Below are 11434 nucleotides of genomic sequence, written 5' to 3'. Positions count from 1 at the left end.
CCCACTCCGTATACATGGATGTGGCCGACGTGGAGAACATGGGGTATCTGATCCACTAGAAGCCAGTCCTCACTCTCTGGTGCTATCGGGTGTTCTCCATAGATGGGAGCCAAGTGCCTTAGCCTGAGGATCCATCTCATGGCCTCAACGACGGTCTCAGGCCTTATGGGCTGCAATCCAGGTATATGTTTGAAGATGGCATTCAGACTTCGTCCGTGGTAGATCAGAATACGTACATCGCCTATACCTATCATCGCCGGATTAGGAAGGGCTATGAGATCAGGTCTGACCTCCAACAGATGATCCAAATACTCCTCTGGGACGACTGGCTGGGGCTCCGCCTGCCTGACGGGCTCGTGATTACCAGGTATATAGACTACTTTGATGTCCTTAGGGATCCTCTCCAAGAACCCTGACGCCAGTTGGAACTGCTTGTACACGTCCGATATCTTCAACTCCTCCTCCTGATTGGGGTAGACACCGATACCATCAACCAAATCGCCGCAGATCACCAAATACTTCACATCTCTTGCCTGGTCGCTGTTCAACCACCTCACGAACCTCTCAAAGGCCTCCTCGTTGAAGTATTTACTTCCCATGTGGATGTCGCTTACCAAGGCAACTCTCCCAGATGCCGAGCCCGGCCTCACCAGCTCGCCATTGAGATCTGGGATCCTGAAAGTATCAGCGTAAAGTTTCCCATTGACGAAGGTTCCCTTGACAGCTATCACGCTATCTACAGGAATCTTATCGGCTTTATCCCAGTATCTACTCCCCTTCTTGAATATGACGGGGATCGACCCGCTCTCATCATCTATCTCCATCCTTATGGAGAAGTCCCTCAGCACTCTTTTCTCCAAAACCATCCCGACCACGAGCACTCTATCTCCATTTCTGGACGTCGAATTCAGGAGATTGGATATGGGAATGGGATCTATCCCGCTCCTACTCATGAGAACAGATTTCAAGAACTGAAACCTCTTCCTCATGAGTTCCACGAATTCCTCTGGGCTTCCCTTTACCCCCAAATTTGTGGGGGATTTGATGACGCTTACCCCTTCCAAGACCTCTCCAGTAGCATAGGAGGTTCGCCTCTCCACGCGCCTCCTCATCCTCCTTAATGCTTCTTCCAAGTCATGTAACTCTATTACGGGTTTATCAGGAATAGAATCAAGTAAGGAGTCTACCTCCCCAATGTCTTGCTCCATTAAGAGGGCCAAAGCCTCTGGTGATATGTTATAGCCCCTACCCAAGAACTTCCTGACGATCTCCACTTGCTGTGCCATCTAATGTCAGTTACCCCCATCGCTACTAAAAAGGTGATCTCAATTCCTTCAAGTGAGATCCAAATCCCTGAGCCTCAATCCTGGCTTGGGCAGGACCATCAACCCCTCCTCGCCCTCATAGATCTCTATTCCTCCCTTCAGGTAGAGCATACCTACTAACAGGCATATCAGGGCATCCTCATCATCTTCACTCTTAGGTGGGCTTGAGATGAAGCCCATATTCGACAGGAAGGATACCACTTGATGCCTAGTTATTCCGATCGCCTTCAGGGCTGAGGATGGATGAGTTTCCAACACCTTAACCCCTATACTCTCCAATTTAAGCTTCAGCTGAGATCCTATGATCGCTAGCTCTCTCATCGGTCCATTCTTTATAGGTAAGAGCCTGTATCCTCTCAATAACATCTCCCTTTCGAAGTCCCTGAAGGCACCCTCCTTGGGAAGGGAGAGGGGCGCATCTATAACGACGAGCTCGGCCTCAATCTCCCCCTCTAATAGCTCATGATGGGTCATTCTCCATATCTCTATCCCCCTCCCTTTTGAGTAACCCGCCAAGGAGGAGGGTTTCTTAACGGCTAGGTCAATGCCGATCAAGTCATATCTCCGCAGGAGCACCACACCTCACTTAGAAGATCGAAAACCTCTTGGTAGTTGGTTCTCTCCTTAGCCGAGATGGCCACCACCCTGACCGGTGATTTGAAGGAGGAGACGGCCCTCACGAGCTCCAACAGTGCATCAGATAGGGTACCCTCGCCAGTATTGAGCCCATCCACCTCCCCCCTCAGCACTCTCCCCCATACCTCCTCGATCCCCTCACCCCACCAGATATCCATCTTGTTGAGCAGGGGGATCACAGTCACTCCGAGCTTCAGTTCTAGTATCTTGGCAAGCAGGGCAGAGGTAACGACATCCTCCAGTTCCCTTCCCGGTTCGTGATCTCCTAAAAAGACGGCAGCCAGATTAAGGCATGAGGAGAGCCTCTCACACAGCACTCTCCCCAAGGGCCTGAAGGCGAAGATCTCCATTTGCCCTGGAGTGTCTATCACCAGATGATCGCAGCTGAGAGAGCATAGGGATTCGACTATCTCATCCATTTTAGCCACCATGATCTCCGCAGCCCTCACCAGAGCGCCGTTGGGGCCCAATCCTTCTCTTTCCATTATATCCTGCACGCTGACCAGCTCTCTAACATCATAATCGGGTTTGTAGGGCAGGCTCAGCACTCCCGGATCCAAGTTGGCTGTGCAACTTCGGAGCGGCATGAACCTCCTCCTCAGCCATTCGGAGTAACTCGCAGTGAAGGTAGTCTTACCTGATCCAGCTGTCCCCAAGACTATGGCAGCGTCCATCTTACCACCCCAACATTTATAGCCCCAGAGACCAGAGAGGAAGTGGCGGGGTAGAGCCGGGGTACCCTAGCCAGAGGGCCCAGGCGCCCGGCGAAGCAAGGGGCCGGACTCGAGATCCGGTGGCCCTCACGGGCCTCGTGGGTTCGAATCCCACCCCCGGCGCCACTTACTTTATGTTGTGAAGACTTCTCAGATCTTCCTCGAACGGCTTAAGTTCTATAGGGATCTCCATCCCTATTGGATCCTTCATCCTCATGCCTCTCTCCTTCTTGGTCTTCCAGATCAAGCTGTTGAATTCCATTAACTTACTCCCGAGCTTCAAGTACTCAGTGTCCCACTCCTCCCTCACCTCGGGGAAGAGCTCCCTGTGGACCGTTCCTCCATAGATGCTCCTCCATATGTAGTCAGTGATGTGGGGGATGACGGGGGCCGCTAATCTAAGCACGGCCTTCAAGACGTAGTGGAGGGTCCACCTCGCGGCCACCGACTTCCCTTCACCCACACCATCACCGTAGGCCCTTCCCTTGACGAGCTCTATGTAGTGCGGGGCGAACACATCCCAGACGAAGATCCTGACCTCGTTAGCCGGATCGAAGAAGTCGAACCTCTCATACCCTGATAGAGCTCTCCTTATAGACCTGTTCAGCTCTCCCAGTATCCAGAGATCAGTGGGTTCCAACTCAGGCATCTCCTCAGGTTCCTCGAATTGTGAGATGAACCTGGCTACGTTCCACAGTTTCTGCAGGAATTTGTAGGCCCCCTCTATCTTCCTCTCAGATATCCTGAAGTCTGAGCCGTGATGCGCCTCCGCCGCACCGAAGAACCTCACAGCATCGGCTCCATACTTCTTGAACAGGGGCCACGGGTATATTATGTTACCCAAGCTCTTGTGCATCGCCCTGCCCTTCGCATCCAGTCCCATTCCCGATATCCAGACGTGCTTGAAGGCCGGCTTCCCTAGCACCTGATGCACCCTCAGGAAAGTATAGTGGAGCCAAGTCCTCACTATGTCCTTGCCCTGAGGCCTCAGATCGCTCGATCCCAGCTTACCGAAGAGCTTGTCGTCCCAACCGAATCCGTTGTAGACCAAGGGAGAGATGGAGGAGTCCATCCATGTGTCGAAGACCCTCCTCTCTCCCTCGAAGCCAGCCGTCGAACCGCAGTGCGGGCACCTGTCGTAGGGAGGGTCTTCCTTCCAAGGCTGGTAGTACTTGCCGGGAGGCGGTAACACGGGCTTTCCGCAGCTCTTGCAGTACCACACCGGTATCTCCGTGGCGTAGTACCTCCTCCTAGAGATGGGCCAGTCGGAACTCACGGACTTCAACCAGTCCCTCCAGTAGTTGGACGCCCACTCCGGGTAGAACCTCACCACATCAAGGTATTCCTCGAGTTCCGGAACCAGATCCACCTGCTTCAGATAATACTCCCTCATCGGGACTATTTCCAGAGGGGTCTTGCAACGCCAGCACACAGGAGTCCTGTGCATTATGGTCTCGACCTTCTCAACGAGCCCCTTCCGCTCCAAATCCTCCATTATCCTCTCCCTTGCTTCCTGTATAGTTAGGCCCGCATACTCACCTGCGCTCTCGTTGAGGGTGCCATCCTCATTGACCACTATCTTCGGCTCCAGACCGAGCTCCCTGAAGAGCTGGACATCCATCTTGTCACCGTAGGAGCATATCATCACCAAGCCGGTCCCGAATTTGGGGTCAGCGTACGGGTGCTCCATAACGGGTATAGCATCCCCGAGGGGCGTGACCACCCTCTTCCCCTTCAGCCATTTGTACCTCTCATCGTCAGGATTGTATATGACCGCCTTACATGCTGGGAGGAGCTCCGGCCTAGTAGTTGCCACGACTACCTCCTCTTCACTCCCCTCCACCCTGAACTTGAGGTACACGAGCTTAGTGGGGAGCTCCTTGTATTCGACCTCCGCATCAGCTAGTGTGGTCCTGCACCTCGGGCAGTATATGTTCGGCCTGTAGTCCTCGTAAACATATCCCTTATTCCAAGCATCGATGAATGTTGCTTGGGTCACGGCTCTCCACTGCTCGCTATCAGTCTGGAAGTAGTTCTTGGTGTCTGCGCTGATACCCAATCTCCTGACTATTGAGAGGATATCCTGCTCGGCCTCGTCTAGGAACTCCCTACACAGCTTGAGGAACTCCTCTCTCGGGTACTCGAACATCTTAATCTTGTACCTCTTCTCGGTCTCCACCTCCACCGGGAGGCCGTTCCTGTCCACTCCGAAGGGGAAGTAGACCTCGTAACCCTTCATCCTCTGGGTCCTCGCGATCATGTCGATCTGAGAATAATGGATGGCTGCAGCTATGTGCCACTTACCGCTGGCGTAGGGAGGTGGCGTATCTATGGAAAAGAGGGGCTTACCAGAGCCCGGATTGAAGTGGTAAGTATTCTCCTCCTCCCACACCTTCTGCATCTCGAGCTCCATATCAGGAGACCAGTGCTTTTCCTTGAGTCGGGGCTCTCGTCTAGACAAAGGGATCCCTCCTTTCCTTCAGCTCTCCTGATGATCCCCTCCGTCAATAAATAGTTTAAGGGATCAAGCCCTCGAGCAGCCTCGCCACTAGGTCAGTCACCCTAAGCTGCTCAGGTAGCTTGGACTCTATGGAGTACCTCCTCAGCAACTCTTCAACCTCATCCCTTCCCAATCCAAGGTGGGAGTAGTAGCAGGTTCCATGTGGGGTCTCGAGCGCCTTATAGGGCGGGTTCCTCTCTAGAATCTCGTCCTTCCATTCCTGCTTTGCGGCCCGGAGCGCATCCCTTATCTCATCAGTAGGTTCCTTTGAGGTGACGGCTATCACCGGCACGCCGGTCTCCTCATAGAAGGATCGCATATCGAGCAGGTTGAGGCCCGCGAACGTCGTCCCGTGAGTGAAGACCACCTTCACCTCCTCTCTTACCTTTGGATGCCTCACCATCCTGACAAGGGCTGAGGTCGAGTCATCGCCATCGACGCTCACGATCTCCCTCAAGGCCACCTCAAGAGTCAACTCCCTGAAGAGAAGTCCGACGAGGAATGCTTTCTCATCCGACCATTTATTGAAGGGTGCATCGTCCACGGCGAGTATCCTGATCCCTCTCTTCATCGGGTCACTCGCCTCCAGCCCCCCATAAATTTAGGGGGGCAAAGGTTATATTTTTACCCATAAATTTGTGGGTAATGAGCGAGAAGATATGTCCACGCTGCGGTCAGCCCTACAGCTACATCGAGAGGAGGACAGTCAAGGGATCCAAGCAGGTGTACTTCTACGCGGTTCACATATACAAGGAGGGTAGCAAGTGGAGGAAAAAGAGGTGCTACTTGGGTCCGAAGCTCTACTCCAGGGTGACTCCCCTACAGGGCTTTCCGCTACGTGGTCTGATTGGGGAGAGTCGCCATAGATTGTTGGACTACTTGAATAGCATAGTCTCCGAGCTGGAGCACATGGAGCTGGATAAGGATAGTAAGAAGAGGCTCAAAGATCTGTCCACTAGGCTGGCTAGGTTGGCCGAACTTGGAGCAGATGACTAACACCCCTCCTTATATTGTCTCATCTCTCCCAAAGAGAGATGTCCATAGAGGAGAGGATAAGGGAGAGATCGAGGAAGGAGGCCCTTCTCGCCGTGCTACTGGATCCCGCAAACCTCACGAGGGATCAGGCGCGTCAAATAGCCTCCCAAGCTGAGAGAGGTGGGGCTGATCTAATATTCGTTGGTGGCTCTGTTGGCGCAGCCTTCGGGCTCAACGATACCATACTGGGAGCCAAGGAGGGATCCGATCTCCCTGTAATACTCTTCCCCGGTAACGTGGACGGGGTCTCTCCCTACGCTGACGCGATACTCTTCATGTCCCTCCTAAACTCGTCCAACCCCTACTGGATAATCCAAGCCCAAGCTTTAGCGGCGCCGGTCGTTAGGGGGCTGGGAATAGAGGTCATGCCCACCGCATACCTCGTAGTCGAACCCGGACACACTAGCGCCGCGGGATGGGTTGGGTGGGTAAATCCCATTCCTAGGAAGAAGCCGGAGATAGCGCTGACCTACGCCATGGCGGCTGAGTTGTTGGGCATGAGGTGGGTGTATCTCGAGGCGGGTAGCGGTGCTGAGGAGCCAGTTCCAGTCGAGATGGTGGCCGCAGTTCGAGCGAAGACGGGACTCGGGATGATAGTGGGAGGGGGATTGAGGTCCCCCGACCAGGTGGAGGAGAGGGTTAGGGCGGGCGCCGACATAGTGGTGGTGGGAACTCACATAGAGGAGGGCGGCAACGTAGAGGAGAAGGTGAGATCCCTCAAGGAGAGGACCTCTAGAGCCTAACCTGCTAGATCCACGAAATAGAGCCGATCGCTCAACTGATCCCCTAGAACCTTATCAGGAACGCTAACATTAAAGGAGAGCCCCTGATCGCCGTCCCCCCGGCCATGCCTCTTGATCAGATGATGGGGTCCTGTCATTAGATGCTCCATCAGCTGGATACCTCCATCCTAAATGCTCAAAGAAGTTACATATCCATGCCAAATACACATAAAATAAATCGTCAGTAAAGCGGTGAGGTAGTCAGTCTTTCTAGGGACCGCGGGGACTCCACCGCAAAGCTTATGAACTTATCACGACGATGATCACTCCGGAGCCCCGTGGTGTAGCGGCCAAGCACGCCGGGCTCTGGACCCGGAGACCCCGGTTCGAATCCGGGCGGGGCTACCACATTTCACTCATTATAACTCCAAAACCAATGCTTTACCCATTTCTTCAAACACACCAAATCGTTGAGGTGTGAGCTAGGGTGTCATCAAAATGTGAACCTCACGGGGAGTATCGATTTCTAGGCAATCAAGATCGATGATCGTAAGAGGCTACGGACTACAGAAGGAAACAGATGGCGGGCCCGGGGGGCTTCGAACCCCCGACCTCCCGGTTAAGAGCCGGGCGCTCTACCATTCTGAGCTACGGGCCCCATCACCTACTAGGGATTAGAGGGATATAAAAAAGTTCCCTCACTTGGCCAGCTCGATGGCGTGCTTCACTGCCTCCACGGCCTTCTCCGTCGCCTTTACTCCGAGCTCCGACAGGATGCTTTTGCCCTCCTCAGCCCTGTTACCGGACATCCTGACCACCACGGGCACTTTGAGGAGGCCCTTCTCGTGAACCTTCCTCACACCCTCAGCCACATCCACGCAACTGGTTATTCCGCATAGCGTGTTTATCAGGACCACCTTCACGTTGGGATTGCTCACCACAAGCTCCAGAGCCTCAGCAACCCTGTCAGCTGAGGCGCCCCCTCCTACATCACAGAAGTTGGCAGGCTTCCCTCCGAAGGTGTAGACTAGGTCCATGGTGGCCATCGCCAGACCTGCTCCGTTGGCCATCGTGCCCACGTTACCCTCGAGCTCCACATAAGCTATTCCCTTCCTCTTTGCCTCCGCTTCCCTAGGATTGCCCACCGCATAGTATCGCTTCTCGAACTCCTTGTGCCTGAACAGGGCGTTGTCATCCACCTCTATCCTAGCATCTAGGGCCAATAACCTGCCGTCCTCCGTGACCGCTAGAGGGTTTATCTCGAGCATCATGGCATCGTAGTCCCTAGCGACCTCCCATAAAGCCATAACAACTTTCTGGATCTCCCTCAGCTTGTCAGGCACATTCATGGAGGCGTTCTTGGCCAAAGCCCTGGCGATGTAGGGAACCATCCCGAGCAGGGGATGGACGGACCTCTTTTCTATTGACTCAGGATGTTCCGCAGCGATCTCCTCGACCTCCATCCCCCCATAGGGGGTGGAGATGAAGGTCATGCTCCTCGCATTTCTGTCGGCGATCGCGCCCACGTATATCTCGGTCTTGACCTTTATGGGCTCCTCCACCAGCAAGGACTCAGGCTTGTAACCGTAGAATGTCTTGGAGAGCAGCTCTCTGGCTACCTGCCTAGCCTCCTCCGGTGAGCTGACTACCTTTATCCCTCCAGCCTTCCCTCTCTGCCCATGGGGGATCTGAATCTTCAAAACAGCCCTACCACCTAGCTTCTCAGTTATAACGGCAGCCTCCTCTGGAGTTCTGGCGACTTCACCTTGGGGGATTGGCACTCCTTTTGAAGCGAGCGCCTCCTTTGACTCGTACTCGAGCAACCTCATAGGGCAATCCTTCCATCGATAATTTTAATCATTACACCGCCGATTGGACCCGGTGATCGGATGGCGATACTGGTACGCGAGGGCATGAAGGTGCTAGTTCAGGGCATTACTGGAAGGCAGGGAACCATCCACACGAAGCTCATGCTTGATTATGGAACGAACGTGGTCGCTGGGGTTACTCCAGGAAAGGCGGGAACGGAGGTCCACGGTGTTCCGGTCTTCGACACGGTGGAGGAAGCGATTAAGGAGGCTGGACCTATAGACGCCTCCATAATATTCGTGCCAGCCCCCTTCGCCTTGGATGCTGTTATCGAGGCTGTCGATAACGGAATACCCTTAGTGGTGGTGATAACGGAGGGCATACCCGTTCACGACACGGCCAAGTTCGTGAGTTACGCGAAGAGCAAGGGAACCACAATAATAGGGCCCAACTGTCCCGGTATAATCGCGCCTGGCAGGGTGAAGATAGGGATAATGCCCGCCGATGCCTTTGCTCCTGGACCGGTCGGGATAGTCTCGAGGAGCGGGACCCTAACCTATGAGATCTCCATCTCACTCAAGGAGGACGGCTACGGATCAAGCACTACCATAGGCATAGGTGGAGATCCGATAACTGGACTTAACTTCATAGAGGTGCTGGAGATATTCAAGGAGGATCCAGAAACGAAGGCAGTTGTCTTGGTAGGGGAGATCGGGGGAGATGCTGAGGAGAGGGCCGCTCGTTACATAAAAGAGACGAACTATCCCAAGCCGGTGGTAGCGTACGTGGCTGGAAGGACCGCTCCTCCCGGCAAGAGGATGGGACACGCGGGAGCCATAATAACCGGAGGGCAGGGTACCGTTGAGAGCAAGGAGGCGGCATTCAGGGAAGCCGGGGTGCCGGTGGCCAAGACTCCATTCGAAATAGCTCCCCTACTGGAGAAGGTGATGAAGGAAAGGGGGTTGGCCTAAGTCCCCGAATCGTCCACCTGACCTCCACCCTCTGTATCCTCACTCTCACCTTCTTCGATCCTTATTTCTGAACCCTCATTCACTTCCGCCCCTATCCCCACCCCCTCACTTGGGAGTTGGGACTCGGCCTCCATCTGAAGCAGGAACCCCTTACCCTCACTGGTTATCCTGTAGAATGTGTATCCTCCATGAGAGAACTTCTCGACCAGCCCTTCTCTCACCATCTCCTCCAGTACAGGCTTAAGTTCGGAGATGGAGACATCCAGCCTCCTCAAGAGCTCCCTGAGATGGAGCACCTCCGGCCCACTAAGCTCCCTGAGCACCCTCTCCCTCAATCCCGAGCCCATGATCTATCCCATGATCTACAGGCATAAAGTTTTATCAAGCCGTGCGATGCCCCTAGCTGGGAGATCGAAATGCCGATAGAAGACCCATTCAAAAGGAGTGTGGCTATGAAAGCCTTGCTAGGATACAAGATATGCAGGAAATGCGGCGCTAGAAATCCCCTAAGCGCTACTAGATGCAGGAGGTGCAGGAGCAAGAACCTCCGGCTGAAGAAGACCAAGCTCGTGAGGAAGTGATCCACTAACCTTTTTCAATCCACAAGCTCCTCTCACTCGGAGGGTTTCAAATGAGCGGGCCCGTAGCTCAGCAAGGATTAGAGCGCCGGCCTGCGGAGCCGGAGGTCCCGGGTTCGAGTCCCGGCGGGCCCGCCATACTCCTGCTGATCATCCTGATCATACCTCTGCTACCCATCTCGGGGCAACCAATCCGCTTCGATGCAGTGATCGTTAGGGGGGACATATACACCGATTGGGCGGTGGCCATGGCCTATGGCATAACCCACGGATCTTGGGTCATGCATCTAACGGCGGACAACGAGGGAGAGGTGCTCAAACTCCTCTCCGGGTTCATGAGGTTCCGTAAGGGAATGAGCATCCTCATAATAGGTGCCCCTAACGCCGTCCCCATTGAGTTCGAGGAGAAGCTACGAGGGATGGGGGCGACCGTCAGCAGGATAGGAGGGGCAACTAGGCTCGACACATCCCTCCTCCTAGCTATGTACTACTGGAACGACTGCGATTCGGTGGTGCTGGCTGACGGGCTCAATTCCTCCTACTACATGGTAGCGCTCTCCGTTGCCGTGGAGAGGAACGCCCCGATAATCTACACGATGGACGGCAGGCCTCCCGAGGGATTTGAAGCGGCCCTGAGGGAGCACCTCAAGGATGTGAGGAGCTTGGTGGTGATAGGCAATAGCCTGGATAGGGAGGAGGCAGCTAAGTTCACATCTCAAGGGTACAAGGTGGAGGTCATTGGGGAGATAGGAGGTACCAAGCCCTTCTCAGGCGGATGGTCACCCTCGTTCATAATGAGGGAGATACTCAGCCCCCTCCCCCTCCTCACCGGTCTGCTTGCCGGTCTGGCAGTGGCGGTCCTGATCTACAGGCTGAGGCCCAAGCCGGGTCCCTCCGACATAATGGACTTTTTCACCGTGGATGAGAGGAAGCTCATAGAGGTCGTCATGGAGAGGGGCGAGGTGTCGCAGGAGGAGCTCCCCGAGCTGACCGGGTTCTCTAAACCAAAGATAAGCAGACTGCTGAAGGATCTGGTCGATAGGAAGGTCGTGGAGAGGAAGAAGTACGGCAAGACCTACTTGGTGACCCTCACTGAGAGGTTCCGGTCGCAGGCCAGTTAGGGACATCTTTAAATTACCGTGGAG

The 11434-nt window shown here is 54.4% G+C and carries 12 protein-coding genes and 4 tRNA genes; 8 read left to right on the top strand and 8 right to left on the bottom strand.

The window, feature by feature from the left end; translation table 11 throughout:
* From QI197_00895 to QI197_00885, 3 genes are all read right to left on the bottom strand, one after another.
* On the bottom strand, positions 1 to 1286 hold a 1286-nt coding region (locus QI197_00895), incomplete at its 3' end, for a metallophosphoesterase (GenBank protein MDK2371931.1).
* Positions 1287 to 1334: 48 nt separating this feature from the next.
* Entirely contained in the window at positions 1335 to 1901 is a 567-nt protein-coding gene (locus tag QI197_00890; GenBank protein ID MDK2371930.1) for a hypothetical protein, read from the bottom strand.
* Entirely contained in the window at positions 1877 to 2635 is a 759-nt protein-coding gene (locus tag QI197_00885) for an ATP/GTP-binding protein (GenBank protein ID MDK2371929.1), read from the bottom strand. Before QI197_00885 ends, QI197_00890 begins: the two co-directional genes overlap by 25 nt.
* A 55-nt stretch (positions 2636 to 2690) precedes the next feature.
* Between QI197_00885 and QI197_00880 the strand changes: the two genes are divergently transcribed.
* Positions 2691 to 2800: transfer RNA gene (locus QI197_00880), tRNA-Ser, on the top strand.
* A 1-nt stretch (position 2801) separates the two neighbouring features.
* On the opposite strand, the gene QI197_00875 is transcribed toward QI197_00880, so the two are convergent.
* Both QI197_00875 and QI197_00870 read right to left on the bottom strand, forming a co-directional pair.
* Positions 2802 to 5135 carry a valine--tRNA ligase gene (locus tag QI197_00875; protein MDK2371928.1) on the bottom strand — a complete coding sequence of 778 codons (2334 nt, stop codon included), beginning with the start codon at positions 5133 to 5135 and terminating at the stop codon, positions 2802 to 2804.
* Positions 5136 to 5190: 55 nt separating this feature from the next.
* Positions 5191 to 5745, bottom strand: coding sequence for a DUF99 family protein (locus QI197_00870; protein MDK2371927.1), 555 nt, complete (start codon positions 5743 to 5745; stop codon positions 5191 to 5193).
* A 74-nt stretch (positions 5746 to 5819) separates the two neighbouring features.
* Here QI197_00870 and QI197_00865 point away from each other — a divergent pair, with 74 nt between their 5' ends.
* The 3 genes from QI197_00865 to QI197_00855 all read left to right on the top strand — a co-directional run bounded on the left by QI197_00865 (position 5820) and on the right by QI197_00855 (position 7339).
* On the top strand, positions 5820 to 6170 hold the full coding sequence (locus QI197_00865; protein ID MDK2371926.1) for a hypothetical protein: 351 nt from the start codon (positions 5820 to 5822) through the stop codon (positions 6168 to 6170).
* Positions 6171 to 6208: 38 nt separating this feature from the next.
* A complete protein-coding gene (locus tag QI197_00860; protein MDK2371925.1) occupies positions 6209 to 6952 on the top strand; it encodes a geranylgeranylglyceryl/heptaprenylglyceryl phosphate synthase in 744 nt (247 codons plus the stop codon).
* A 311-nt stretch (positions 6953 to 7263) separates the two neighbouring features.
* Positions 7264 to 7339 (top strand) — tRNA-Gln (locus QI197_00855).
* Between the two features lie 173 nt (positions 7340 to 7512).
* Here QI197_00855 and QI197_00850 read toward each other — a convergent pair.
* Positions 7513 to 7589, bottom strand: a tRNA-Lys gene (locus QI197_00850).
* Positions 7590 to 7629: 40 nt separating this feature from the next.
* Positions 7630 to 8760, bottom strand: coding sequence for an ADP-forming succinate--CoA ligase subunit beta (gene sucC, locus QI197_00845; GenBank protein ID MDK2371924.1), 1131 nt, complete (start codon positions 8758 to 8760; stop codon positions 7630 to 7632).
* 60 nt (positions 8761 to 8820) lie between these two features.
* On the opposite strand from sucC, the gene sucD reads away from it, so the two are divergent.
* Positions 8821 to 9711 (top strand): succinate--CoA ligase subunit alpha, encoded by an 891-nt coding sequence (gene sucD, locus QI197_00840; GenBank protein ID MDK2371923.1) that lies wholly within the window; start codon positions 8821 to 8823, stop codon positions 9709 to 9711.
* On the opposite strand, the gene QI197_00835 is transcribed toward sucD, so the two are convergent.
* Positions 9708 to 10058: a hypothetical protein gene (locus tag QI197_00835; protein MDK2371922.1), complete on the bottom strand. Its 351-nt coding sequence runs from the start codon at positions 10056 to 10058 to the stop codon at positions 9708 to 9710. The genes sucD and QI197_00835 overlap by 4 nt on opposite strands.
* A 69-nt stretch (positions 10059 to 10127) precedes the next feature.
* Between QI197_00835 and QI197_00830 the strand changes: the two genes are divergently transcribed.
* From QI197_00830 to QI197_00820, 3 genes are all read left to right on the top strand, one after another.
* Complete coding sequence (locus QI197_00830; protein MDK2371921.1) at positions 10128 to 10292, top strand: 50S ribosomal protein L40e; 165 nt, start codon at positions 10128 to 10130, stop codon at positions 10290 to 10292.
* A 56-nt stretch (positions 10293 to 10348) separates the two neighbouring features.
* Positions 10349 to 10427, top strand: a tRNA-Arg gene (locus QI197_00825).
* Positions 10428 to 10495: 68 nt separating this feature from the next.
* Positions 10496 to 11410: a hypothetical protein gene (locus QI197_00820; GenBank protein MDK2371920.1), complete on the top strand. Its 915-nt coding sequence runs from the start codon at positions 10496 to 10498 to the stop codon at positions 11408 to 11410.
* Positions 11411 to 11434 lie beyond the last annotated feature (24 nt).

This window comes from Thermoproteota archaeon, from assembly GCA_030130125.1.
In the GTDB taxonomy this organism is placed as follows: domain Archaea; phylum Korarchaeota; class Korarchaeia; order Korarchaeales; family Korarchaeaceae; genus Korarchaeum.
The sequence above is the reverse complement of the archived record's forward strand: the minus strand, read 5'-3'. Positions and strand labels throughout refer to the sequence as shown.

Excerpts from the sequence above, each read along its gene's own strand:
- QI197_00830 (MDK2371921.1), top strand. The coding sequence starts at position 10,128 with ATGCCGATAGAAGACCCATTCAAAAGGAGTGTGGCTATGAAAGCCTTG.
- QI197_00860 (MDK2371925.1), top strand. The coding sequence starts at position 6,209 with ATGTCCATAGAGGAGAGGATAAGGGAGAGATCGAGGAAGGAGGCCCTT.
- sucD (MDK2371923.1), top strand. The coding sequence starts at position 8,821 with ATGGCGATACTGGTACGCGAGGGCATGAAGGTGCTAGTTCAGGGCATT.
- sucC (MDK2371924.1), bottom strand. The coding sequence starts at position 8,760 with ATGAGGTTGCTCGAGTACGAGTCAAAGGAGGCGCTCGCTTCAAAAGGA.
- QI197_00870 (MDK2371927.1), bottom strand. The coding sequence starts at position 5,745 with ATGAAGAGAGGGATCAGGATACTCGCCGTGGACGATGCACCCTTCAAT.
- QI197_00865 (MDK2371926.1), top strand. The coding sequence starts at position 5,820 with ATGAGCGAGAAGATATGTCCACGCTGCGGTCAGCCCTACAGCTACATC.
- QI197_00835 (MDK2371922.1), bottom strand. The coding sequence starts at position 10,058 with ATGGGCTCGGGATTGAGGGAGAGGGTGCTCAGGGAGCTTAGTGGGCCG.
- QI197_00885 (MDK2371929.1), bottom strand. The coding sequence starts at position 2,635 with ATGGACGCTGCCATAGTCTTGGGGACAGCTGGATCAGGTAAGACTACC.